General features: G+C 61.9%; 22 protein-coding genes. 10 read left to right on the top strand and 12 right to left on the bottom strand.

The annotated features are described in order from the left end of the window. The first annotated feature begins 56 nt into the window (after positions 1–56). Positions 57–1,616 (top strand): L-arabinose ABC transporter ATP-binding protein AraG, encoded by a 1,560-nt coding sequence (gene araG / locus G5S42_RS29030; RefSeq protein WP_176109877.1) that lies wholly within the window; start codon positions 57–59, stop codon positions 1,614–1,616. 74 nt (positions 1,617–1,690) lie between these two features. Then, entirely contained in the window at positions 1,691–2,695 is a 1,005-nt protein-coding gene (araH, locus tag G5S42_RS29025; protein WP_018436979.1) for an L-arabinose ABC transporter permease AraH, read from the top strand. A 254-nt stretch (positions 2,696–2,949) separates the two neighbouring features. On the opposite strand, the gene sap1 is transcribed toward araH, so the two are convergent. After that, positions 2,950–3,288 carry a surface attachment protein Sap1 gene (gene sap1, locus G5S42_RS29020; protein WP_013091020.1) on the bottom strand — a complete coding sequence of 113 codons (339 nt, stop codon included), beginning with the start codon at positions 3,286–3,288 and terminating at the stop codon, positions 2,950–2,952. Between the two features lie 491 nt (positions 3,289–3,779). Here sap1 and G5S42_RS29015 point away from each other — a divergent pair, with 491 nt between their 5' ends. After that, complete coding sequence (locus G5S42_RS29015) at positions 3,780–3,959, top strand: hypothetical protein (RefSeq protein ID WP_176109876.1); 180 nt, start codon at positions 3,780–3,782, stop codon at positions 3,957–3,959. Positions 3,960–4,162: 203 nt separating this feature from the next. Here the strand turns inward: G5S42_RS29015 and G5S42_RS29010 are convergent, their stop codons facing one another. Together G5S42_RS29010 and G5S42_RS29005 are read right to left on the bottom strand one after the other, a co-directional pair. After that, positions 4,163–4,588, bottom strand: coding sequence for an HIT family protein (locus tag G5S42_RS29010; RefSeq protein ID WP_176109875.1), 426 nt, complete (start codon positions 4,586–4,588; stop codon positions 4,163–4,165). 103 nt (positions 4,589–4,691) lie between these two features. Then, a complete protein-coding gene (locus G5S42_RS29005; RefSeq protein WP_176109874.1) occupies positions 4,692–5,627 on the bottom strand; it encodes a GlxA family transcriptional regulator in 936 nt (311 codons plus the stop codon). Positions 5,628–5,802: 175 nt separating this feature from the next. On the opposite strand from G5S42_RS29005, the gene G5S42_RS29000 reads away from it, so the two are divergent. Beyond that, positions 5,803–6,642 (top strand): SDR family NAD(P)-dependent oxidoreductase, encoded by an 840-nt coding sequence (locus G5S42_RS29000; protein ID WP_176109873.1) that lies wholly within the window; start codon positions 5,803–5,805, stop codon positions 6,640–6,642. A gap of 27 nt (positions 6,643–6,669) precedes the next feature. Here G5S42_RS29000 and G5S42_RS28995 read toward each other — a convergent pair whose 3' ends face one another. Next, on the bottom strand, positions 6,670–7,785 hold the full coding sequence (locus G5S42_RS28995; protein WP_176109872.1) for a diguanylate cyclase: 1,116 nt from the start codon (positions 7,783–7,785) through the stop codon (positions 6,670–6,672). Between the two features lie 256 nt (positions 7,786–8,041). Here G5S42_RS28995 and G5S42_RS28990 point away from each other — a divergent pair, with 256 nt between their 5' ends. After that, complete coding sequence (locus G5S42_RS28990) at positions 8,042–8,371, top strand: ecotin precursor (protein ID WP_176109871.1); 330 nt, start codon at positions 8,042–8,044, stop codon at positions 8,369–8,371. Between the two features lie 98 nt (positions 8,372–8,469). Here G5S42_RS28990 and G5S42_RS28985 read toward each other — a convergent pair whose 3' ends face one another. From G5S42_RS28985 to mnmE, 3 genes are all read right to left on the bottom strand, one after another. Beyond that, positions 8,470–8,631 carry a hypothetical protein gene (locus G5S42_RS28985; protein WP_176109870.1) on the bottom strand — a complete coding sequence of 54 codons (162 nt, stop codon included), beginning with the start codon at positions 8,629–8,631 and terminating at the stop codon, positions 8,470–8,472. Between the two features lie 245 nt (positions 8,632–8,876). Further along, the gene (locus G5S42_RS28980) at positions 8,877–10,067 is read right to left on the bottom strand and encodes a tyrosine-type recombinase/integrase (protein WP_176109869.1); all 1,191 of its coding nucleotides are present in this window, start codon (positions 10,065–10,067) and stop codon (positions 8,877–8,879) included. Between the two features lie 188 nt (positions 10,068–10,255). Then, a complete protein-coding gene (gene mnmE / locus G5S42_RS28975; RefSeq protein WP_176109868.1) occupies positions 10,256–11,650 on the bottom strand; it encodes a tRNA uridine-5-carboxymethylaminomethyl(34) synthesis GTPase MnmE in 1,395 nt (464 codons plus the stop codon). 379 nt (positions 11,651–12,029) lie between these two features. On the opposite strand from mnmE, the gene G5S42_RS28970 reads away from it, so the two are divergent. Next, the gene (locus G5S42_RS28970) at positions 12,030–12,437 is read left to right on the top strand and encodes an XRE family transcriptional regulator (protein WP_176109867.1); all 408 of its coding nucleotides are present in this window, start codon (positions 12,030–12,032) and stop codon (positions 12,435–12,437) included. A gap of 95 nt (positions 12,438–12,532) precedes the next feature. On the opposite strand, the gene yidC is transcribed toward G5S42_RS28970, so the two are convergent. The 4 genes from yidC to rpmH form a co-directional block, all read right to left on the bottom strand. After that, complete coding sequence (gene yidC, locus G5S42_RS28965; RefSeq protein ID WP_176109866.1) at positions 12,533–14,191, bottom strand: membrane protein insertase YidC; 1,659 nt, start codon at positions 14,189–14,191, stop codon at positions 12,533–12,535. Positions 14,192–14,221: 30 nt separating this feature from the next. Continuing rightward, positions 14,222–14,452, bottom strand: coding sequence for a membrane protein insertion efficiency factor YidD (gene yidD, locus G5S42_RS28960; protein ID WP_176109865.1), 231 nt, complete (start codon positions 14,450–14,452; stop codon positions 14,222–14,224). Between the two features lie 112 nt (positions 14,453–14,564). Further along, positions 14,565–15,044 carry a ribonuclease P protein component gene (locus tag G5S42_RS28955; RefSeq protein WP_376776903.1) on the bottom strand — a complete coding sequence of 160 codons (480 nt, stop codon included), beginning with the start codon at positions 15,042–15,044 and terminating at the stop codon, positions 14,565–14,567. Positions 15,045–15,063: 19 nt separating this feature from the next. Continuing rightward, complete coding sequence (gene rpmH, locus G5S42_RS28950) at positions 15,064–15,198, bottom strand: 50S ribosomal protein L34 (RefSeq protein WP_004198824.1); 135 nt, start codon at positions 15,196–15,198, stop codon at positions 15,064–15,066. Between the two features lie 383 nt (positions 15,199–15,581). On the opposite strand from rpmH, the gene dnaA reads away from it, so the two are divergent. The 4 genes from dnaA to G5S42_RS28930 all read left to right on the top strand — a co-directional run bounded on the left by dnaA (position 15,582) and on the right by G5S42_RS28930 (position 21,740). Continuing rightward, on the top strand, positions 15,582–17,180 hold the full coding sequence (dnaA, locus tag G5S42_RS28945; RefSeq protein ID WP_217709967.1) for a chromosomal replication initiator protein DnaA: 1,599 nt from the start codon (positions 15,582–15,584) through the stop codon (positions 17,178–17,180). Between the two features lie 484 nt (positions 17,181–17,664). Then, entirely contained in the window at positions 17,665–18,768 is a 1,104-nt protein-coding gene (gene dnaN / locus G5S42_RS28940; RefSeq protein WP_013088024.1) for a DNA polymerase III subunit beta, read from the top strand. A 114-nt stretch (positions 18,769–18,882) separates the two neighbouring features. Beyond that, positions 18,883–21,354: a DNA topoisomerase (ATP-hydrolyzing) subunit B gene (gene gyrB / locus G5S42_RS28935; protein WP_176109862.1), complete on the top strand. Its 2,472-nt coding sequence runs from the start codon at positions 18,883–18,885 to the stop codon at positions 21,352–21,354. Further along, positions 21,351–21,740, top strand: a complete 390-nt coding sequence (locus tag G5S42_RS28930; protein WP_176109861.1) for a hypothetical protein — start codon at positions 21,351–21,353, stop codon at positions 21,738–21,740. The genes gyrB and G5S42_RS28930 overlap by 4 nt, the downstream gene beginning before the upstream one ends. A gap of 496 nt (positions 21,741–22,236) precedes the next feature. Here G5S42_RS28930 and G5S42_RS28925 read toward each other — a convergent pair whose 3' ends face one another. Further along, a complete protein-coding gene (locus tag G5S42_RS28925) occupies positions 22,237–23,118 on the bottom strand; it encodes an AraC family transcriptional regulator (protein WP_176110664.1) in 882 nt (293 codons plus the stop codon). Positions 23,119–23,374 lie beyond the last annotated feature (256 nt).

Below are 23,374 nucleotides of genomic sequence, written 5' to 3'. Positions count from 1 at the left end.
GTTGCGATTAGCGTGAGCGTGGCCCGCTCTGGTTACATCCGTTCGAGGTTTTTCCGATGACGTCCTTATTCACCGGGTCTCATGCCGGCGACGCGGCGCTTGCGCCCTCGCCTGCACCGACGCCCGCATCCGACGCTCCCTATCTCCAGCTCGAGGGGATCACCGTGCGCTTCCCGGGCGTGCTCGCGCTCGACCAGGTGTCGCTCGAAGTGCGCCGCGGCGAGGTGCACGGCCTGATGGGCGAAAACGGCGCCGGCAAGTCGACGCTGCTGAAGGTGCTGTCCGGCGTCAATCACCCCGTGTCGGGCACGCTGTCGCTCGATGGCGTCGAGCAGCAGTTCGCGACGACCAAGGCGGCAATCGCCGCGGGCATCGCAATCATCTATCAGGAACTGCATCTGGTGCCGGAGCTGACCGTCGCCGAGAACCTGATGCTCGGCGCGCTCCCGAATCGCTTCGGGGTTCTGGACGAAAAGGCCTTGGTCGCGCGCGCGATGCGCGAGCTCGAACGGCTCGGCGAAAAGCTCGATCCGTCGCAGCAGGTCAAGCATCTGTCGATCGGTCAGCGGCAGATGATCGAAATTGGCAAGGCGCTGATGCGCGACGCGCGGGTGATCGCGTTCGACGAACCAACCAGCTCGCTGTCGTCGCGCGAAACCACGCAACTGTTCCGCATCATCCGCGCGCTGAAGGCCGAAGGCCGCGCGATCATTTACGTCACGCACCGGATGGATGAAGTCTACGAACTGTGCGATCGCGTCACCGTGTTTCGTGACGGCCGCCGCATCGACACCTTCGAGGCAGGCGCGGGACTCGATCGGGATCGGCTGATCAGCTGCATGGTGGGCCGCTCGATCACCGATGTGTACGGCTATCGCGCGCGCGAGCACGGCGACGTGCAGCTTCAGGTCGACGGTCTGATGGGGCCGGGCCTGCGCGAACCGGCGTCGTTTTCGGCGCGCAAGGGCGAGATCGTCGGCTTTTTCGGGCTCGTCGGCGCGGGCCGCTCCGAGCTGATGAAGCTGATCTACGGCGCGGTCAAGCCGAGCGCCGGCGGGGTCGCGCTGAAGGGCAAGCGCGTGCAGTTCGCCACGCCGCGCGACGCGGTGCGCGCCGGTGTCGCGCTATGTCCCGAGGATCGCAAGCAGGAAGGCATCGTTTCGATTGCGTCGGTGTCGGACAACCTGAACATCAGCTGCCGCCGCCACTTCAGTCGCTTCAACGTGCTCAACGGCCGCAAGGAAGCGCAGACCACGCGTGAGTTCATCGGCAAGCTCGCGATCAAGACCCGCAACGGCGACACGCCGATCGGCACGCTGTCCGGCGGCAATCAGCAGAAGGTGATCCTGTCGCGCTGGCTCGCCGAAGAGATCGACGTGTTCCTGATGGACGAGCCGACGCGCGGCATCGACGTCGGGGCTCGCAGCGAGATTTATGGGCTGTTGTATGGGCTCGCCGAGGCGGGCCGCACGGTCATCGTCGTATCGAGCGATCTCGCCGAAGTGATCGGCGTGACCGATCGCGTGATCGTAATGAAGGAAGGCCGCATCGTCGGCGATCTGCCGAAGGCGCAAGCCACGCCGGATGCGCTGATCAAGCTGGCGTTGCCGCGCTGATCGGCCAACGGCTCTCGCCACCAGACCTCTTATCGAATACCGCAACGAAAACGGCATTGAATGGAACAGACATCATGAGCATACCTTCCACCGATTCCTCGACCCCCGCCGTCGCCTCCGCCGGCTTGACCGCGCGTGCCGCGCGCACCTGGGACCTGATCAACAAATCCGGCATCGTGATGGTGTTCATCATCCTGTTCGCGGTGCTGTCGTTCACGGTCCCGGGCTTTCTGAGCTCGCGCAATATCCAGGGCTTGCTGCTGTCGGTCACGCTGATCGGCTCGATCTCCGTCACGATGATGTTCGTGCTCGCGCTCGGCGAGGTGGACCTGTCGGTCGCGTCTATCGTCGCGTTTTCCGGCGTGGTGGCTTCCGTGCTGATCACCGCCACGCATAGCGTGTTCGTCGGCGTCGCGGCCGGCGTGCTCGCGGGCGGCGCGGTCGGGCTCGTCAACGGCACGCTGGTCGCGCGCTACAAGATCAACTCGCTGATCGTCACGCTCGCGATGATGGAGGTCGTGCGCGGCCTCGCCTACATCACGTCGAACGGCGACGCGGTGATGATCTCCGAGGAGCGCTTCTTCGATCTCGGCGGTGGCTCGTTCCTCGGCATTTCTTATCCGATCTGGAGCAACATCATCGGCTTCGTGCTGTTCGGCTTCCTGCTGAAAAAAACCGTGTTCGGCAAGAACGTGCTGGCCGTCGGCGGCAATAGCGAAGCGGCCGTGCTCGCGGGGCTGCCCGTCACGCGGATCAAGATCACCGTATTCGTGCTGCAAGGGCTCGTGACCGGCTTCGCGGGCGTGATGCTCGCGTCGCGCATGAGTCTCGGCGATCCGAAGACGTCGGTCGGGCTCGAACTCGGCGTGATTTCCGCTTGCGTGCTCGGCGGCGTGTCGCTGACGGGCGGTGTCGCGACGATCTCCGGCGTGCTGGTCGGCGTGCTGATCATGGGTTCGGTACAGGACGCGATGAGCCTGCTTAACGTGCCGACGTTCTATCAGTACCTGATCCGCGGCGGCATCCTGCTGCTCGCGGTGCTGTTCGACCAGTTCCGCCGCAGCAAGCGCGTGCACTGACGCGCCGCTGCACCTGGCCGGTTTCCTGCGCTTTGCGAGAAGGCGTACTGCCGATGCGGGTCGATAAAACCCGCATCGGCTTTTTTATTGCGCGTGAAGCCTGGCCTGTATGAGAAGTAATAAAAAAAACGGCTTGGCATCTGAATGCCTAAGCCGTCCTTTTTTAGCTCACGCGTTCACGGCTGCGACTTTAAAGCCGCAGTGGAGACGCATGCGACCGTGTTCCGGCTTTTGCCGGAATACCGGTGTTGTACTTATTGCTTGATAAATCGGTCGTTCGCCCAGAGCCCCTCGGTGTCGCTATTGGCCGCATTTACGAACTCGACGTCGTGGCCGACCACGCGCACCACCCGGAAACTCGAGTCGGTCGGTGTCGATACGCATTGATATCCGGAGAAGAATTCCTGCATCTGCTGCTGTTCACCGGCTTGCGCATGGTGATCGACGGCATCGAGCTTGTCCTTCGATACGCAGCCATACGCATTGGCCTTGAACTGGATCGTTTGCTGCGGCTTGATCACGACGTCTTGCGCCTGAACGCTAGCGGCAGCCAAACCCGCGATGGCGAAAACAACGGCAATTCGAGTTTTCATTCATTCCTCCGGGGCGGGCCGAAAAAATACTCGGTTAGCTATGTATTTAACTTTAACGATGGACCCACAGCTTGCACTTTAGGAGAACCAACAAGAACGACAAGCACATCTTGTGTGCGGTCGCAACAGTGGCTAATTGTCGCACCCGCTGTCAGGGCTGATTAAAGCCTGAGCAGACGCCTGATCGAACAGCAATGAAAAGAATTACTAAAAGTCCAACTCGCTCATCGCTTTAGCTGGTAAAGCTTCGCGCCCGCATTCGAGTAAACGCGTAGCGCCAATTAAGTAATTTAGTACAATTTAATCAACCAGTTTGTGCATCGCACACAAAGTCATTCGGCGGGCGAAAGCCGCTACGTGCATAACGCGGCAGATGCAGAAAACAAATAGTGCCAGCCGTCCCTCGCAGCTTTCGTGAAGGGCCTGCAACGGCTTGCGGGTACAGGCGCTGCTCTACAATTGGAACAAATCTCCCGCACCTGGAGGCTATCGTGAACGAGCACGTAATACTCGGGATTTTTCTGGTCGTTCCGCTGCTCATCGTGATGTTTCTTTTTTCCGACGAACTGTGGCAAGAACATCGCGACCTCCACGACGGTCGGCCGTTGTCACCGCGTCCCCGGCGCATCGACTGGCGGCATCCGCTACGCCGTTCTCGCGATCGGCTCTGAGACTGCGAGCGGACCCCTGAAGAAAAAAGCCTGCCACAAGGGCAGGCTGAAAAAAGAGATCCACACTCAATGCCTTGAACACAAGGCAATAGCAGTCTAATCGCGACGCGCCAAGCGGTGGTTTCAACGGCTTTTACAGTTGTTACCGCACGTGACCGTTATGCCTGGCGCGGCAATTTGTCGGCAGGCGCACACGTCGCGCTTCAATGGACGCGCCAGTGTGCGCGAATCCGTTTGGCGAGCGCTTCAAGCGTGTCGGCGTCGGCGACCTCGCGCGCATGCAGCTTCAGCGGCTGGCCTTCCCAGCGCGGAATCACATGGAAATGGACGTGCGGCACCGTCTGTCCCGCCGCCGCGCCGTTGAACTGGCCGATGAACACACCGTCCGGACGCAGCGCCGCGCGCACCGCGATCGCGAGCTTTTGCGCCATGCGCGCGGACGCGACGAGCGCCACATCCGACAGATCGAAAATCTCCGCAACCGCTTCCTTCGGCACGACGAGCAGATGACCGTCGGCTTGCGGCATCAAGTCCATGAAAGCCAGCGCCTGGTCGTTTTCGGCCACCTTGATGCACGGTAGTTCGCCGCGCAAGATTTTGGCGAACGGGTTGCTGTCGTTGTAGCTCATCGCGTTTCCTTTCGTTTGGTCTGGTTTCGATTCATGGGTCGAGCGGGACGCCGCTGTTTCGCGCAGCTTCGCATCGCGGGCTTCCTATTTTCTACCCGAATGCTTACGCCACGCGTGCGGCGCGCCGGATCGCTTGAGGCGGCTGGCCGAACGCGCGCAAAAACGCGCGCCGCATCCGCTCGGGGTCGATGAAGCCAGTGTCGGCTGCGACCGTTTCGATCGAATGACGGCCGGTTTCGAGCATCGTGCGGGCCGCTTCGACGCGCAGCGCCTCGATCGCGCGGGCCGGCGACTGGCGAGTCTCGTCGCGAAACGCGCGGCTGAACTGACGCGGGCTCAGATGCGCGACGTCGGCGAGCTGCTCGACGCTCAGCGGCTCGCGCAGATGACTCTTCGCATACGACAGCGCGTTCTGGATCCGATCGGACTTCGGTTCGAGATCGAGCATCGCCGAGTATTGCGACTGCCCGCCGGTGCGGCGGTGATAGACGACGAGCTTTTTCGCGATCGCGCGCGACGCCGCGACGCCGAGGTCGTTCTCGACCAGCGCGAGGCACAGATCGATGCACGCGGTCATGCCGGCCGACGTCCACACCGAGCCGTCGACGATGAAGATGCGGTCCTCGTCGACCCGCGCGCGCGGAAAGCGCCGCTGCAGATCGCGCGCATGCGCCCAATGAGTGGTCGCGTGGCGGCCGTCCAGGATGCCCGCTTCGGCGAGGACGAACGCGCCGGTGCAAATGCTCGCGGTGCGGCGTGAGGCGGCGAGGGCCTCGTTCAGAAACGCGAGCAGTCCCGGCGACGACGGCGCGATTTCCATCGCGCCGGTGACGATCACCGTGTCATAGGCGGGATCGCCGAACGGCCGCGTCGCGACCTCGACGCCCGCCGAACTGCGCACCATGCCACCGTGCTCGGAGATCACCGTGACGTCGTACGCGGGTTCGTCGGTGTCCTGATTGGCGAGTTCGAAAATCGATACCGCGACCATGTCGAGGATCTGGAAGCCCGGAAACACCACTACACCGATGCGTTTCATCTGCGATGTCCTGAAATGAGGGAAATATGACGTTTGAGACAAGACAGTACGCGCCTAGACTCAGCTCGTCAACACCGCCGGACCAGCGCGAAACCCGCGAGACGGCGAGTTCACGGATGTTCCCATTCACCAGTCAGGGCGGTCGCATCGTGCGCAGCCCACAAGGAGAGCTTCAATGGCAACGCAGGCAGAGAAGGGCGTACAAGGCGATTCGAACGGAGGTAAGGGCACGGCGGTGGTCACTGGCGCATCGTCGGGGATCGGCGCGGTCTACGCGGACCGGCTCGCGCGACGCGGCTACGATCTGCTGCTGATCGCGCGCGACGGCGCGCGCCTCAGCAGCCTCGCCGAGCGGCTGACTAAGGAGACCGGCCGGCGCGTGAGCACCGTCAGCGCCGATCTGTCCAACAAGGCCGACGTGCGCCGCATCGAGAACCAGTTGCGCGCCGAGCGCGGCATCACGATGCTGGTCAACAACGCGGGCGTCGGCGCGACCGCGACGCTGCTCGACTCCGATATCGATGAACTCGAGAAGATGATCGATCTGAACGTGACCTCGCTCACGCGCCTGACGGCGGCGGTGTTGCCGGGTTTCATCGCGCGTGGCGCGGGCACGGTGATCAATATCTCGTCGATCGTCGCGCTGTCGCCGGAATTGCTGAACGGCACCTATAGCGGCACCAAGGCGTACGTGCTGAACCTCACGCAGTCGCTGCATCACGAGGTGGGTGGCAAGGGCGTGCGGCTGCAGGCGGTGCTGCCGGGCGCGACGAGTACCGCGTTCTGGGATCGCGCGGGTCTCGCGGTCGAAAACCTGCCTGCGCAGATCGTGATGAGCGCCGAGGACATGGTCGACGCGGCGCTTGCCGGTCTCGACCAGGGTGAGTTGGTGACGATCCCGTCGTTGCCCGATGCCGCCGACTGGGAGCGTCTGAACAGCGCGCGTCTGCATCTGCAGCCGAATCTGTCGCGCAGCGCGCCGGCCGAGCGCTATACGCGCGCCGTGGCGGCGTGAAACAAAGGGGGTAGGGCAGCGCAAGACTCAGCCGCTCACCGCGACCTGATTCTTGCCGTCGTGTTTCGCGCGATACAGGCCGACGCTGGCGGCCTCGATCAGCGACGTGACCGGTTCGGCCGCCGACGGCAGCACCATCGCCGCGCCGATGCTGATCGTGACGACACCCTCTGCCGAGCCCGCATGCGTGATCGCGAGGTCTTCGACCGCGATGCGGATTTTCTCCGCGAGCAGGCGCAAGCCGCCCGCCGACGTGCCCGGCACGACCACCGCGAACTCCTCGCCGCCGAAGCGCGCGGCGAGATCCGGTGAATGGCCGAGGCACGCTTCGATCGTATGCGCGACGCTCTTCAGCACTTCGTCGCCGGCGACGTGCCCGTAGGTGTCGTTGTAGGCCTTGAGGTGATCGACGTCGATCATCAGGAGGCCGAGGCCGGTCTTGTCGCGCGTGCCGCGGCGCCATTCGTCGGCCAGATGCTGGTCCAGGTAGCGGCGGTTCGACAGGCCGGTCAGACCGTCCGAATGCGTGCGCCGCTGCAACTCAAGATTCGTCGCCAGCAGTTGCTGCTGTGACTGCCGCAGCGCGCGGTATGCCTCGTCGCGCTGCTGCAGGTTCAGATACGAGCGCGAGTGATAGCGGATGCGCGCGATGAGCTCGATGCGATCCGGCAGCTTGACGAGGTAATCGATCGAGCCGGCCGCGAACGCCGCGCTTTTGACGAGGGGCTCTTCTTTGGTCGACAGCGCGATGATCGGGATGTCGCGCGTGGCCGGGTTCAGCCGATATTGCCGCACCAGCGTCAGACCGTCGGCGCCCGGCATCGCGAGATCTTGCAGAATCACCGTCGCGCGCGTTTCCTCGGCGCAGCGCACCGCGTCTTCCCAGGACGCGCAGTAGTGAAAGTCGACGCCCGGCTCGTCCGCGAGCGCCGAACGCACCGCGTCGGCGATGACCGGCTGGTCATCGACCAGCAGCACTTTGATCGGGCACTCGCCCGCTGGCGCGCCGGCGAGGATGCGCGCGAACGAGTCGTCGATGGCGAGACGCGGTGGATCCTCCGCGACGAGCGCATGCGCATGCGCCTGTGCTTCGTCTGCGGGATGCAGCGTTGCGACGTTCTGGGGCGGTTTAGAGGTGTCCATGTGGTTCAGCCCGAATGACGGTCAGGGAAGGCACGTTGCGGAGAGGCGGGGCGCTCTTTGACCATTGCCCTTGGTCAGATAATAGTCGGCGCCCGCGACAAGACCAGCCCGGCTGGAGCCACGCAATGCTCTGCGTGGGCTGACGCATCCGGCGTTATGCACCTGTTACAGAGTTAATGTCCGGTTACCAACTGCAGCATCTATTTCCGCCAGCGCCAGCGACAATTCGTCCATGCCTGAACGGCGGGAGCTCAATATGAAAAAGATCGCAGTGGCGTTGGTAATGGCGGGTAGTTTGACGGTGGCGGGCCAGGCGTCGGCGCACGGACACGGCGGCGACGTGGTGGGTGCGCTGATCGGCGGCGCGGTGCTGGGCGCGGTGGTCAGCTCGGCGTTGACGCCGGCACCATTGGTCGCGTATCCGCAGCCGGTTTATGCCGAGCCCGCGTATCAGCCCGCGCCCGCCGACGTGGCACCGCCGCCCGGATATTGCTATGACCAGTATCAGCGCGCCTATGTCGCGTGCGGCGCACCGCCGCCCGGACAGTACGGCTATGCACAGCCGCAACCCGAGCCGCAGTGGTGAACGTGGCATGGCTCCGATGCGCGCATGATCCAGACTGGCAGCGCGCAGACAAAAAGGCCGTCGCTCGATGCGACGGCCTTTTTTCATTGAGGCACGCCTTAATGCTTGTGATGCAGCCACTCCGCGTAATGCGTGTCGAGCCAGCGCTCGAGCTTGGGCGGTTTGGACGGGTCGCGGTGACGCGACATCATCCAGATGGCAAAGCCGACCACCAGCATGACCGCAGGCCCCATCAGATAGGCGAGCATTGATTCAGGCATCGAAACCTCCGTATCTGCTTGCATCCATCTCTCAGTGTAGGCGAAGGAAGCGGGGAAAGAACGATGATGTGAACCGGTCGTGAATAGCGGAAAAAGGCGCATTTTCGCGCGGTTTAGAAACCTTATTTTTTAATGACTTTCCTTTGTTCGATTAGGTTTGCGACGAGGTCGCATCGGCCTGTGTACCATCCCGATTCCGGCATGGCGGCAAGCGTCACATCTCGCCAAAACCCATGACGATGCCGTCAAGCCGTCCCGTTCACGCTCTGCCGTGCGACTTCCATCTGGCTATCGACAAAGTCCGCCCAACTCTGAAGCATGCGACGGTCCCGCGCTGCTTCATCGGTTGGTTCACGATTCGTGATGTCGCGTGCCGCGGCTGATTGCTGCTCCATGTCGCGCAGATGCGTCGACGCGGTGCGACGAAAGTCATGCAGCACGAAATGCTCCACGTCGAGCCCCAATGCCTTGACCGCCTGGTTCAGCGTACTTTTCGCGATTGGCCGATCGTCGCCCCTGACGCTCGGGAACACGTACGTCTCGCTGGTGCGCGCGCGCTGCAGCTCGCGCAGCAGCGCAACCGCCTGACGCGGCAGACGTACGATGCGGTCCTCGCGCGCGTTCAGGCGGGCCGCGGGGATTGTCCATAGCGCGTTGTCGAGATCGAACTCGGCCCATCTGGATTCGATGAGGTCCGATTTGCGCGCCATCGTCAGCACCAGCAGGTGCAGCGCTAGCTTCAGCGGGCGGCGGATATTCGACGTATCGATGGTGCGCAGCATGACGCCGATCTCGGCGCCGGACAACACGCGGGTGCGGCTGTCGAAGGTCGCGATCGAGCGCGCCGGCACGACTTCCGCGGGGTTGCTGGTCGCAAGCTGACGTGCGATCAGGTATGCGTACAGGCGCTTCACGACGTTGCGCGTGTGCAGCGCCATTTTCGGCGCGCCACGGCTTTTGATGCGCTCGCAGATCGCGACGATGTCGTCAGCGGTGACCGCGCCGATCGGCTTGTTGCCGATCGCGGGCAGCACGTCCTTGTCGAGCGCGCGCCGGGTGGTGCGGCGATATTCGTCCGACTTGCCGGCCAGCGCCGTCGCGACATAAAGCTCGGCCGCTTCGCGCAGCACGTCGGCCTTGCTTTCGGCACCTCGATCGCGCCGCGCGGTCGCGACCGGCGAGATGCCCTGCGCGACGAGTGCCGCGTACCTCTGGGCCTTCGCGCGCGCGACGCGCAGCGAAATCATCCGGTAATCGCCGATCGTCGCGAGCGGCTGACGCTTGCCATTCAACGTATAGCGGAAGCGCCAGACCTTGGTGCCGGTCGTCATGACTTCGATCACGAGGCCGTTGCCGTCGGCGACACAGTAGCGGGTCGCGCGCGGTTCGAGCGCGCGGATCTCTGATTCGGTGAGCGGGGTGGCGAGGCGAGGCATGCTTTCGGGACGCTGTACGTCGTTTAGGTTCGGACAGCGGGGATTTTAGACTTTTACCACGGTTGTGTACCAAAAATCTGAGGGGTTTTTGGTTGACAGAATGCGATTTTCGATTGCGTGGCAGCAGCGGCTATTCGACCGCAGAACGTTATGTCGCCGCGCAATCTTGCCGACTCACGAGTTCGGCGTTACTTGCCGATACAGAATCGGCTGAAAATCACTCCGAGCAGATCGTCCGAGCTGAACTCACCCGTGATCGAATTCAACTGATCCTGCGCGAGCCGCAATTCCTCGGCGAACAGATCGAGTGCCTGCGCGTTCTGCTCCGCATGCGCGGCGGCGGTCGCCAGATGCTCGCCGGCCGCGCGCAATGCAATCAGGTGACGCTCGCGCGCGAGATAGACGCTCTCCGCGCCCGCCTGCCAGCCGGCAATCCGCAGCAGTTCGTCGCGCAACAACGAGACGCCGTCACCCTTCTTCGCCGACAGCCGCACCTCGCTGAGTTCGAGATCGGCGTCGAGCGCCCGCGTGGCGGGCGCGAGTCCGGTCAGGTCGGTCTTGTTCAGCACACGCACGACCGGCACGCCGCGCGGAAAACGTCCGGCGATCGTTTCGTCGTCGGTCGTCATGCCGGCGCGCGCGTCGAGCAGATGCAGCACCACGTCCGCGCGTTCGATCTCGCCCCATGTGCGCTCGATGCCGATCTTCTCGACCTCGTCCTCGGTGTCGCGCAGTCCCGCCGTGTCGATCACGTGGAGCGGGATGCCTTCGATCTGGATTGTCTGCGCGACCTTGTCGCGAGTCGTGCCGGCGATCGGTGTGACGATCGCGAGTTCGGCGCCAGCGAGCGCATTCAGCAGTGACGACTTGCCGACGTTCGGCTGCCCCGCCAGCACGACCGACAAACCCTGGCGCAGCAGCGCTCCCTGGCGTGCCTCGCTCAGCACATGCGCGAGACGCTCGCGAATGCGCGCGAGCTTGCCGCGCGCGTCGGCGGCTTCGAGGAAGTCGATTTCCTCTTCCGGGAAGTCCAGTGTGGCTTCGACCAGCATCCGCAGCGTGATCACTTCTTCGACCAGCGCGTGGATGTCGCGCGAGAACGCGCCGTCGAGCGAGCGGCCGGCCGAACGCGCGGCGGCCTCGGTGCTCGCCTCGATCAGATCGGCGACGGCTTCGGCCTGCGCGAGGTCGAGCTTGTCGTTCAGAAACGCGCGACGCGTGAATTCGCCGGGCTCGGCGAGCCGCAGACCGAACGCGCGGCCGGCGTCGATGCAGCGCTGCAGGACCAACTGCAGCACGACTGGGCCGCCATGGCCCTGCAGTTCGAGCACGTGCTCGCCGGTATACGAATGCGGCGCCGGAAAGTACAGCGCGATGCCGCGGTCGAGCGGATTGCCGCTCGCGTCGAGAAACGGCACGTAGCTCGCGTGACGCGCCGCGAGCGTCTGGCCGGCGAGGGCCTGCATCAAAGGCTGGGCCGCCGCCGCGCCGGCACGGCCGAACGAAATCCGCACGACACCGATGCCTCCCCGGCCGGGCGCGGTAGCAATGGCAACGATGGGATCGGAGTCGGTCGTGAGCATGTGAAGTCTGCGAAACGGAGGGGAAGGGCAGGGCCGCGTTGGTCGAGTCGGCGCGAGGCATTGTAACGCGCGCGCTTCGGACGAAAGGGCTCGCGGGAAGGACACGAAGCGGATGACGCGTCTGTTTTCGCTATCGCTTGAACACCTCAGATTTATCCCAAGTAAGCTAGGATTATTATCGCGCTACTTAAGAATAATTGAGACTCGGCAGCACCTGCTGTTCAGGCAAAGCCAAGCCAGGCAATAAAGAGATGAAAAAAATCGAATTCGCGCAACGCTTTATCGGGCGCACGCTGCAAGCTAAAACTATCTCAAATAAGAGAAAACAAAGCTTGGTCGGTTGTCAACTGGTTGAACGCTGAATTGCACAATCTGGCCCATGCCGACCGACAAAGAAAAAGCCGCCTTCGCCAAGAGGCTGAAGGATCTGCTCGAGCCGCTGAAAATCCGCGGCGGGACCAAACTCGCCGAGCAGTTCAATCTTCGCTATCACGGCGAGCGTCCCGTAACACCACAGACCGCGCACAAATGGCTGACGGGTACGACGATTCCGAAGCCGGACAAGTTGCGCACGCTCGCCGAATGGTTGAACGTCAAGGAGCACTGGCTCCATTACGGACCGCCGCCCGGCGCCAGCGCACGGCCGATGGCCCGTGGCGAAAAATATCCGCCGACACCCGAAACGATCGAGCTCGCGTCGAAGATTGCATCGTTGACCCCAAAGGATCGGAATCTGGTCGAGGAAATGATCGTGCGCTTTTACGGCGAAGATTCCGACGAAGAGTGAACGTCGAAACCGTCGCATTTGCTTCGACCGCACCATAAAAAAAGCCGCCCGGTTCGCGCCGGGCGGCTTTTCGTTTTCAGCTTTGCGACGCAATATCAGGCCGGCTTCGCCTTCGAAGTGCCCATCATCCGCGTGATGTAGTACTGCTGCGCGATCGACAGCACGTTGTTCACGACGTAGTACAGCACGAGACCCGCGGGAAAGAAGAAGAACATCACCGAGAACGCGATCGGCATGAACATCATCATCTTGGCCTGAACCGGGTCTGGCGGCGTCGGGTTCAGCTTGGTCTGCAGGAACATCGATACGGCCATCAGCACCGGCAGGATGAAATACGGGTCCTGCTGCGACAGATCCTGAATCCACCAAATCCACGGCGCGCCGCGCATTTCCACCGACGACAGCAGCACCCAGTACAGCGAGATGAACACCGGAATCTGGATCACGACCGGTAGACAGCCGCCGAACGGATTGACCTTCTCGGTCTTGTACAGCTCCATCAACGCCGCGTTCATCTTCTGCGGATCGCCCTTGAAGCGCTCGCGCAGTGCCTGCATGCGCGGCGTGATCGCCTTCATGCGCGCCATCGACTTGTAGCTCGCGGCCGACAGCGGGAAGAACACCGCCTTGATCAGCAGCGTGAGCAGCACGATCGACCAGCCCCAGTTGCCGACGTAGCTGTGGATCTTCGACAGCAGCCAGAACAGCGGCTTCGCGATGATCGTGACCCAGCCATAGTCCTTCACCAGATCGAGGCCCGGCGCAATGCCCGCGAGCATCTGCTCTTCTTCCGGACCGGCGAACAGACGCGCGGACACGCTGACGGTCTGGCCCGGCTGGATGGTCGGCATTGCCTGCTTCATACCGACGCGATACAGCGACGGATCGATCTTCTCGGCGTAGAAGTCACGCTTCACGCCTTCCTGCGGAATCCAGGCCGACGCGAAGTAGTGCTGGACCATCGCGACCCAGCCGTCGTTGGCCGACGCCACGAAGTTCTGCTTGTTCTTGTCGAGATCGCTGAACGTCATCTTCTGGAAGTGATGCTCGTCCGTGTAGACGGCCGGTCCGATGAACGTGTGCGAGAAGCGCGGTGTTTCGACCGGCTGGTCGTCGCGCACGAGTTCCATATAGACCTGCGGCGTCACCGGCGAGGTGCCGACGTTCTGGACCTTCGTCTCGACGCCGATCACGTAGCTGCCGCGCGTGAAGGTGTACGTCTTGATGACCCGGAGGCCGCCCTTTTCCGGCGACTCGAAACTCATCTGGAACGAGTTCTGACCTTCAGCCAGCTGGGTCGGCTGATTCGGCATCAGCGTGAAGACGTCGTTGTGATTCGGGAAGTCACCGCCGAGCAGGCCGGTGCGTGCGAGATACGTGTGGCTGTTGGTCTTGTCGAACAGCGTGATCACGAGATCCGGCTGCTTGCCGTCGCCCTGCTTGATGAGCGACAGGCGCGACAATGTGCCGCCGCGGGTGTCGATTTCGCCGGTGTAGACGTCTGTGCCGAACTTCACGAGATGCGATTGCTCGGCCGCCGGCGCGTTGCCGGGCGCGGCCGCGTTAGTGGCCGGCAGGTCGGCCGGCTGGGTGCCCGGCGTCGTGGTGCCCGGCGCGGCAGTGCCGGCGGTCTGGGTCGGCGTCGTGCTCGGGAAGAACATCGACGGGCGTCCGTGGTCGCGTTGCCAGTTGTCGAACAGCATGACAGCTGACATAAAAAAGATGACCCATAGGACGGTGCGTTTGATATCCATGCGTTGTCTCAGTGTCGATGGAACGGCGCGTCAGCGCTTTTCAAAAGTGGGTGGCGGGACGAGATCGATGCCGCCCGCGGAAAACGGGTGACAGCGGCAAACACGCCTCACGGCGAGATAAGTCCCGCGCGCGGCGCCATGATACTGGATTGCCTCGCGCGCGTAATCAGAGCAGGAAGGGTAAAAACGGCACCGGTTGCCGAGCATGGGGCTCACGGCAAGCTTGTAAAAACGCAATAAAGCGAGAAGTACCGTTTGCATGGCAGATGCGGCCGTACGGCGCCGCGCAACGTGAAGTACCGGGCGACGCCCGCGCCCTGTAGCTGCCGGCGCAACGCCCGTTGCGGCGACCGCTGTGCGGGCGGTCACTGCGTCATTCCGTCCTGGGCGCCTCCGCGGGCGGCGCCTGACGACGGGTAATTTCGCGCGCTGCCTTGTCGAGCAACGCCTCGATTTCGCTGCGGCACAGCGCCTTCAACGGCAGCGATGACGCGCTCGGCAAAGCTTTTTTGTCGAAACGCGTGTGTAGACGCAGCAGCACATCCCAACCGCCGAATTCCGCGCGACGCAGCCGGAAGGCTTCACGCGCGATCCGACGCACCAGATTCCGCGTGGCCGCGCGCGGCGCATACTTCTTGCCGATCACGAGGCCAAGACGCGCCTCGTTGCCGGTGGGCCGGCCGTACACGACGAAGTGCGCGGTACGGCGCCACGGCCGCAAACGAAAAACGGATGAAAATTCATCCGTTTTTAGCAGCCTTGCGGCTTTGGGGAAGGCGGCTTGCGCTCGCAACGGAACCGAGCCCGGTTGCTGCGCCCCGGCCGCTCCCGCTTCGCCGCGGGCTTCGGTCACAGCGCGCAATCCGCTTGCCTTAGATCGCGAGGCGCTTGCGGCCCTTCGCGCGACGTGCGTTGATGACCTTGCGGCCGCCAGCGGTCTTCATGCGAACGCGGAAGCCGTGGGTGCGCTTGCGACGGGTAACGGAAGGTTGGTAAGTACGTTTCATGTTGCTCTCACTTGATCGAAAAAAACCGCGCGATCATCGCTGAAAGCGCAATGGCCGGTGGTTTACTGGAATTGGTTTTCGCGGAACCCGCTATTTAAACTGGTTTTCCGTTGGCCGTCAATAGTTTAGCCTGCTTCTGACGCAGCCGGGGTTTGCCGGGCGCGGTGATCGGTCCCTGTGGATAACTCACTTTCGGGTCCGTTTTGGCGTTAGAATCTCGCCTTACTTCCCAAAAATGTTGCACGTCGCTCCGGCACGCTTGTCCCGCAGACCCTTGTGGCACAAGCGCCTGGGGCCGTCACGCCTGGCTGCTCAGGGCCTTGTTGCGGGCGCGCGACAGGGGCAGCGGCGACCGCCGTGCACACCATAACGATAGCAACTTGATGAACGAATTCTGGCAACACTGTTCCGCATTGCTGGAGCGTGAGCTTACGCCCCAGCAGTACGTGACGTGGATCAAACCCTTGGCCCCGGTCGCCTTCGACGCCGATGCGAACACGTTGAGCATTGCCGCGCCGAACCGCTTCAAGCTCGACTGGGTCAAGAGCCAGTTCTCCGGCCGCATCGCGGATATGGCCCGCGATTTCTGGCACGCGCCGGTGGACGTGCAATTCGTACTGGATCCGAAGGCCGGTATGCGCGCCCCGGCGGCCGCTGCGCCGACTCCGTCGTCAGCGCGCCCGGCTTCGACCGCGCCGCAAGGCGGTAATGCCGGCGGCGTCGCAGCCGTGGATGCCGCCGTCGGCGCCGTGCAGGCCGCGCATGCCGCGCGCGCGAATCCCGCAGCCGCGGCAGCGGCGCTCGCCGCGCAAAACGCGAATCCGCGCAGCGCCGCCGAAGACGCCGCCGACCTCGATCTGCCCAGCCTCGACGCGAACGAAGCCGCCGCTGGGCGCCGCACGTGGCGGCCGGGCCAAGGCGCGGGCGCGGCGGCAACCAGCGAAAGCGACTCAATGTACGAGCGCTCGAAGCTTAACCCCGTCCTGACCTTCGACAACTTCGTGACCGGTAAGGCGAACCAGCTCGCCCGCGCTGCGGCGATTCAGGTCGCCGACAATCCCGGCATCTCGTATAACCCGCTGTTCCTGTACGGTGGCGTGGGCCTCGGCAAGACCCACCTGATCCACGCGATCGGCAACCAGTTGCTGATGGACAAGCCCGGCGCGCGGATTCGCTACATCCACGCGGAACAGTACGTGTCCGATGTCGTGAAGGCGTACCAGCGCAAGGCGTTCGACGACTTCAAGCGCTACTACCACTCGCTCGACCTGCTGCTGATCGACGATATTCAGTTCTTTTCGGGCAAGTCGCGCACACAAGAGGAATTCTTCTACGCATTCGAGGCGCTGGTCGCAAACAAGGCGCAGGTGATCATCACGAGCGATACGTATCCGAAGGAAATCTCGGGTATCGACGACCGCCTGATCTCACGCTTCGACTCGGGCCTGACGGTGGCGATCGAGCCGCCCGAACTCGAAATGCGCGTCGCGATTCTGATGCGCAAGGCGCAATCGGAGTTCGTGAGCCTGAACGAGGACGTGGCGTTCTTCGTCGCGAAGCATCTGCGCTCGAACGTGCGCGAGCTCGAGGGCGCGCTGCGCAAGATCCTCGCGTATTCGAAGTTCCATGGCCGCGAAATCACGATCGAACTGACCAAGGAAGCGCTGAAAGATCTGCTGACGGTGCAGAACCGGCAGATCTCGGTGGAAAACATCCAGAAGACGGTCGCCGACTTTTACAGCATCAAGGTCGCGGACATGTATTCGAAGAAGCGTCCGGCGAACATCGCGCGGCCGCGGCAGATCGCGATGTACCTGGCGAAGGAACTGACGCAGAAGAGCCTGCCGGAAATCGGCGAGCTGTTCGGCGGGCGCGACCATACAACGGTGCTGCACGCTGTGCGCAAGATCGCCGACGAGCGCAGCAAGGACGCGCAGTTGAACCACGAACTGCACGTGCTGGAACAGACACTGAAGGGCTAAATGGGCTGGCCGCACGCGATTGCGAAACGGACGGCGGCACCAATCGCTGTGACATAGAGAAACGGGCAGGGGACCAACAACCCGGCGGCGCAGCCGGGTCCTGACGGGGAATGGCAAGGAACGCGACGGCAAGCGGGCAGAAGCGACGCAAAAACGCGGCGAACCCGCGATGAATTTGCGGTGAAACCGGCCCGAAGTGGCGGAGAATCGCGCCTGCGAACCGGTAGCGCCGGGCAGCGGCGTGAAAAACCGTCGGCAACCCGGACTACGCCCCGCAAAATCGACCTGTTTATTCCCGAACTCGCCCCCATTTTAGTGAGGCGGTCCCGTTTTCAGGCACAATACAGGTTTAACCGCCCGGCGGCGACGGGCGGATTTCACGCCGTGTCGGGCGCTTTTCAGGGCGCCGGCGGGGAGCCGTGGCTGCGCGCTGAAATGCTTGTCCCGTAAGGCGTGCAGGCCGTTATATCAACGAAGGAACCCTATGCAACTGGTCAAGACCGAACGCGACAACCTCCTCAGGCCGCTGCAAACCGTGAGCGGCATCGTCGAACGCCGCCATACGTTGCCGATCCTCGCCAATTTGCTGATCACCAAGAACGGTCCTGACGTATCGTTCCTGTCGACCGACCTCGAGTTGCAGATCACCACGCGCGCCGATTTCGGCGTGGGTGGCGATTCGGTCGCGACCACGGTGGCGGCGCGCAAGCTCCTCGACATTCTGCGCGCCATGCCCGACGGCCAGGTGACGCTGACGTTGAACGACAAGCGCCTGACAGTGCAATCCGGCAAGAGCCGCTTTGCGCTGCAAACGCTCGCCGCGGACGAATTCCCGACCGTCGCTCAGGCTAAAGACTACGGCGCGAGCCTCGTGGTTCCGCAAAAGACGTTCCGCCAGTTGCTCGGCATGGTCCATTTCTCGATGGCCCAGCAGGACATCCGCTACTACCTGAATGGCATGCTGCTGGTGGTGGACGGCGATCAGCTGATGGCGGTCGCGACCGACGGCCATCGTCTCGCGTTCTCGTCGATGAAGATCGAGGGCTCGTTCGCGCGCCAGGAAGTGATCATTCCGCGCAAGACGATTCTCGAACTGCAGCGCCTGCTCGAAGACATCGACGACACGCTGAACATCGACATCGCGCAGACACAGGTCAAGTTCACGTTCGGCCAGGTCGAACTCGTGTCGAAGCTCGTGGAAGGCAAGTTCCCCGACTTCCAGCGGGTGATTCCGAAGTCCCACAAGAACAAATTCCAGATCGGCCGTGAAGAACTGCAGCGCTCGCTGCAACGCGCGGCGATTCTGACGTCGGATAAGTTCAAGGGCGTGCGCTGCATCGTCGAGCCGGGCCAGTTGAAGATCATGTCGACCAACGCCGATCAGGAAGAGGCGCAGGAAGAACTGGAAATCGCATACGACGGCGACAGCGTCGACATCGGGTTCAACGTCACGTATCTGCTCGACGTGCTAGCGAACCTGAAGGTCGACATGTTGCAGGTGAGCCTGGGTGATGCCAGCTCCAGCGCGTTGATCACGATTCCCGAGAACGACGAATTCAAGTACGTGGTGATGCCGATGCGCATCTGACGCGTCCAACATCAAGAAGAACACCAAGGGGCGCAGCGCCCCTTTGGCGTTTTTATGGCGTTTTGAAAAGTCCAGAGCAGCAATCTCGCAGTAACGCAGAACCGGAAAAAATCCATGACTGACATGAACAATACGCAGCCCGATAACAGCTACGGCGCCTCGTCCATCCAGATCCTCGAAGGTCTGGAAGCCGTGCGCAAGCGGCCTGGAATGTACATCGGGGATACATCGGATGGCACCGGTCTGCACCACCTCGTGTTCGAAGTGCTCGACAACTCGATCGACGAAGCGCTCGCCGGGCATTGCAACGACATTCAGGTGATCATCCACGCGGACAACTCGATCTCGATCACCGACAACGGCCGCGGCGTGCCGACCGGCCTGAAGATGGACGACAAGCACGATCCGAAGCGCAGCGCCGCTGAAATCGTGATGACCGAGCTGCACGCCGGCGGCAAGTTCGACCAGAACAGCTACAAGGTGTCGGGCGGCCTCCACGGTGTCGGCGTGTCGTGCGTGAACGCGTTGTCGGCGTGGCTGCGCCTCACGGTGCGCCGCGATGGCAAGAAGCACTTCATGGAATTCCACCGTGGCGTGCCGCAGAACCGCGTGCTCGAAGAAATCGACGGCGTGACCACGTCGCCGATGCAGGTGATCGGCGACACCGAAAACCGCGGCACCGAAGTGCATTTCATGGCCGATGACACGATTTTCGGCAATGTCGAATATCACTACGACATTCTCGCGAAGCGGATTCGTGAGCTTTCGTTCCTCAATAACGGCGTGCGGATTCGCTTGCTCGATCAGCGCTCGGGCAAAGAGGAAGATTTCGCGTTCGTCGGCGGCGTGAAGGGCTTTGTCGAGTACATCAACAAGAACAAGTCCGTGCTGCACCCGAACATCTTTCACATCATGGGTGAAAAGGATGGTGTGGGCGTCGAAGTGGCGATGCAGTGGAACGACAGCTACAACGAAAACGTGCTGTGCTTCACGAACAATATTCCCCAGCGCGACGGCGGCACGCACCTTACCGGTTTGCGTGCGGCGATGACGCGCGTGCTTAACAAGTACATCGCCGATCACGAAGTCGCGAAGAAGGCGAAGGTCGAAACGTCGGGCGACGACATGCGTGAAGGGCTGTCGTGCGTGCTGTCGGTGAAGGTGCCGGAGCCGAAGTTCAGCTCGCAGACGAAGGACAAGCTGGTGTCGTCGGAAGTCCGCGCGCCGGTGGAAGAAGTAGTCGCGAAGGCGCTGGAGGAATTCCTGCTTGAGACGCCGGGCGACGCGAAGATCATCTGCGGCAAGATTGTCGATGCGGCGCGTGCGCGCGATGCGGCGCGCAAGGCGCGTGAGATGACGCGGCGTAAGGGTGTGCTCGATGGGGTTGGTTTGCCTGGGAAGCTCGCGGATTGTCAGGAGAAGGATCCGGCGAAGTCGGAGATTTATATCGTCGAGGGTGACTCGGCGGGTGGGTCGGCGAAGCAGGGGCGTGATCGGAAGTTCCAGGCCATTTTGCCGCTGCGCGGTAAGGTGCTGAACGTCGAGAAGGCGCGTTACGACAAGCTGCTGTCTTCCGAGCAGATCGTTACGCTGATTACCGCGCTTGGATGCGGCATCGGCAAGGAAGACTACAACCTCGACAAGCTGCGCTATCACCGCATCATCATCATGACCGATGCTGACGTTGACGGTGCGCACATCCGGACGCTGTTGTTGACGTTCTTTTATCGGCAGATGCCGGAGATGATCGAGCGCGGGTATATCTATATCGCGCAGCCGCCGCTGTACAAGATCAAGGCGGGGAAGGATGAGCGGTATCTGAAGGATGAGTCGGAAGTTAATGCGCATATTCTTCGGCTCGCGTTGCAGGGGTCGGAGTTGGTGGCTTCTGAAGGGGCGACTCCGATTACTGGGGATGCGCTCGGTGAGTTGGCGCGGTCGTATCTGTTGGCACAGGCGGTGGTTGATCGGTTGAGCCGACTGTACGACGCTGGCGCGCTCGAGGCGGTGATGGATGGCGTCGCTGTCGATCTCTCCAGCGAGCAGGCGGCTGAGGCTTCGGCTCGCGCGCTCGAAGCGAAGCTGCGGGATGACGCGCTGAAGCCTGATGTGACCGTGACCACGATGTATGACCCGGTGCGAGAGCTGCGCTCGCTGCGCGTCGCGCGCACGCATCATGGGAATCAGAAGATTTCCGTGATCGATGAAGAGTTTCAGCTGACTGCCGATTATCAGCAGCTTGTTAATACCGCTAATACGTTTAAGGGGTTGATTGGGGCTGGCGCTGTGATCAAGCGCGGGGAGCGGAGTATGGCTGTCACCGACTTCAAGAGTGCAATGAAGTGGTTGCTGGCTGATGCTGAGCGGAATATGTCCAAGCAGCGCTATAAAGGCCTCGGGGAGATGAATCCTGAGCAGCTTTGGGAGACGACCATGGATCCGCAAGTGCGGCGTCTTCTTCGGGTGCAGATTGAGGATGCTATTGCTGCTGATGGCATCTTTACTACGCTTATGGGGGATGATGTGGAGCCGCGTCGGGCTTTCATTGAGTCTAATGCGCTTAGGGCGGGGAATATTGATGTTTGAAGTGGATGATTGGCCGGGCCGATGATTTAACCGGCGATCGGTGGTTGTCCGGGCCTGCAAGTTGGAAGACTTGCAGGCCCTTTCTTTTTTGCCGCTATCGCATGCCTAAGGGAGAGGCGCTACTCGTCAACCCGTTCGGCTTCTACACCGCCTCGTCTGGGTCGACGGAAGGCGGTGCTCATGATGAGCAGGTGATCGAACAGTGGTTCGGACCGGAAGATGAGCACGGAAATCCGGCGAAGGGGTACAAATACGACCTGCTCAAGGACGGCGTGATGCATACGCGGGCTGCGAGTTTCGATAGCGGTCAAAGCACTGTCGTCGAGGGCGCTGCAGACCTATGTACCGTCATGTGGCTTGATCGTGAGCCGGCGGCAAGGACATGACGGACAAAAAATGAGGCGCTCACCATCGAAAAGACCGAACTCTATCGCTACGATCATGTTTATGACTCGACTGCGGCTCACGGCGGCACCATCTTCTGGAAGTTCAATCCCGACTACGTCAAGTTCACTCGTTCAAAGGAATATCAGAACGTCCGGTATGCGTATTTGTTATCGCTGTCTTCACCCAGGCGCCTGTACTTCTCTTGTAAAAGCCGCCGAACACGTTGTGGGCGAAACCTTGATAAAGCCTCAGCGTTTACGGGTCGATAAAAAATTTTCCCTGGCTCCGTTAACCTGTCCGCGCGCGCTCCCAAGGGTTATCGATTCCGCAGCGCGTTGATCCGTAAACGAACTTCCAAGTTATCCACAGCCGAACGCATCACTTGTTAACTATTACTACGTATACATATACAAACTCTATAAAAACAGAGAAGCAAGCCGGAATCCGCGCACCGTATGCGCACACAACGGCAGCAACATCCCAGCCACGCGCCCCTCACGCCAACGGCAAACAAATCTCCGTAACCAACTCCGCCGGCGCCGTCTCCTTGGGACTATTCAAATACTCCTCAAACACCGGCGCATCTGCTGCCTCTCGTCCAGACTGCACGAGCCAGGTCCCATATATCCACTCATAAGCCGCCCGCATATCGCTATACGGCCCAACATGCCGCAACACCGCATACTCCCCACCGCGTATACGCGTGACAGAAACCGCCCCACCCATCCCAACAGCCCGTGCCGCCTCAGCCATCACCGGCCCCGGCAACAACACCCCCGCCTTCGACCGCAAGGCAGCTTCCTCGACCACCCCCGGATCATCGAAGTAAACTCCGATCATCCGCATCTGCCCCGCAAGCAGATTATGTTTCCCAAGCCACCCAAACAACGCATCAAAAGCCTTGCCGATCTGCATATAAGGCCCGACATGATCGACCGACAGAATCTCCATCGGCTCCACATAACGAATCACGACCTCACGAATCGTCGTCATCTGATCGTCTCCTGAGAGCGCCGGCCGAAACCGGCTATGAGTGCCTTTCCTTCGATACTCCGCCGGCGGCACACCAAACACCGCGCGAAACGTCCGCGAAAACGATTGCAAACTGCTATACCCCGCACGCTCGGCGATCTGAGCAATCGGCATCGAACTATTCGCAAGAAACCCCGCTGCGTGATGCAACCGTAAGCGCCGCACGGTGGTCGCGACCGTCTCGCCATACATCGCCTGATAGATCCGGTGCCAGTGAAATGGCGACAAACAGGCTATCTCCGCCAGCCGTCCGATATCGAGCGGTTCGTCGAGGTGATCGTAGATATGGTCGAGTACGCGTGCGAGTCGCGTTTCGTATCGAGCCCGATGACCTGATTCGTGCATGACTGACTGGACCGCAGAAAATTGGCGCGAGAGGATGCGAACAAGGTACCACGCTGCCGCATGCCAGCCGTTTACCAAAACCTGCGGATTTAACGTAATCCGCGACAAGCGGATTAAGCACCTGTTGACCGCGCGATGCGCGCGCACAAACGGGAGTGCCCCGGCGCAGCCCCGGTAGGCAGCCCAACCCCGGCAACGTGACGCTGCTCCAATTTGGCGCTATCGTGTAGTGCGCACCACCAGCGGCAAGCAGCCC

Origin of the sequence: Paraburkholderia youngii (genome assembly GCF_013366925.1) — a bacterium.
Taxonomy (GTDB): Bacteria; Pseudomonadota; Gammaproteobacteria; order Burkholderiales; family Burkholderiaceae; genus Paraburkholderia; species Paraburkholderia youngii.
This window is presented reverse-complemented; position numbering and strand designations above follow the sequence as displayed.

Coding starts and splice junctions, on each gene's coding strand:
- araG (WP_176109877.1), top strand. CDS start 57: ATGACGTCCTTATTCACCGGGTCTCATGCCGGCGACGCGGCGCTTGCG.
- araH (WP_018436979.1), top strand. CDS start 1,691: ATGAGCATACCTTCCACCGATTCCTCGACCCCCGCCGTCGCCTCCGCC.
- sap1 (WP_013091020.1), bottom strand. CDS start 3,288: ATGAAAACTCGAATTGCCGTTGTTTTCGCCATCGCGGGTTTGGCTGCC.
- G5S42_RS29010 (WP_176109875.1), bottom strand. CDS start 4,588: ATGAGCTACAACGACAGCAACCCGTTCGCCAAAATCTTGCGCGGCGAA.
- G5S42_RS29005 (WP_176109874.1), bottom strand. CDS start 5,627: ATGAAACGCATCGGTGTAGTGGTGTTTCCGGGCTTCCAGATCCTCGAC.
- G5S42_RS29000 (WP_176109873.1), top strand. CDS start 5,803: ATGGCAACGCAGGCAGAGAAGGGCGTACAAGGCGATTCGAACGGAGGT.
- G5S42_RS28995 (WP_176109872.1), bottom strand. CDS start 7,785: ATGGACACCTCTAAACCGCCCCAGAACGTCGCAACGCTGCATCCCGCA.
- G5S42_RS28990 (WP_176109871.1), top strand. CDS start 8,042: ATGAAAAAGATCGCAGTGGCGTTGGTAATGGCGGGTAGTTTGACGGTG.
- G5S42_RS28985 (WP_176109870.1), bottom strand. CDS start 8,631: ATGCCTGAATCAATGCTCGCCTATCTGATGGGGCCTGCGGTCATGCTG.
- G5S42_RS28980 (WP_176109869.1), bottom strand. CDS start 10,067: ATGCCTCGCCTCGCCACCCCGCTCACCGAATCAGAGATCCGCGCGCTC.
- mnmE (WP_176109868.1), bottom strand. CDS start 11,650: ATGCTCACGACCGACTCCGATCCCATCGTTGCCATTGCTACCGCGCCC.
- G5S42_RS28970 (WP_176109867.1), top strand. CDS start 12,030: ATGCCGACCGACAAAGAAAAAGCCGCCTTCGCCAAGAGGCTGAAGGAT.
- yidC (WP_176109866.1), bottom strand. CDS start 14,191: ATGGATATCAAACGCACCGTCCTATGGGTCATCTTTTTTATGTCAGCT.
- yidD (WP_176109865.1), bottom strand. CDS start 14,452: ATGCAAACGGTACTTCTCGCTTTATTGCGTTTTTACAAGCTTGCCGTG.
- rpmH (WP_004198824.1), bottom strand. CDS start 15,198: ATGAAACGTACTTACCAACCTTCCGTTACCCGTCGCAAGCGCACCCAC.
- dnaA (WP_217709967.1), top strand. CDS start 15,582: ATGAACGAATTCTGGCAACACTGTTCCGCATTGCTGGAGCGTGAGCTT.
- dnaN (WP_013088024.1), top strand. CDS start 17,665: ATGCAACTGGTCAAGACCGAACGCGACAACCTCCTCAGGCCGCTGCAA.
- gyrB (WP_176109862.1), top strand. CDS start 18,883: ATGACTGACATGAACAATACGCAGCCCGATAACAGCTACGGCGCCTCG.
- G5S42_RS28925 (WP_176110664.1), bottom strand. CDS start 23,118: ATGCACGAATCAGGTCATCGGGCTCGATACGAAACGCGACTCGCACGC.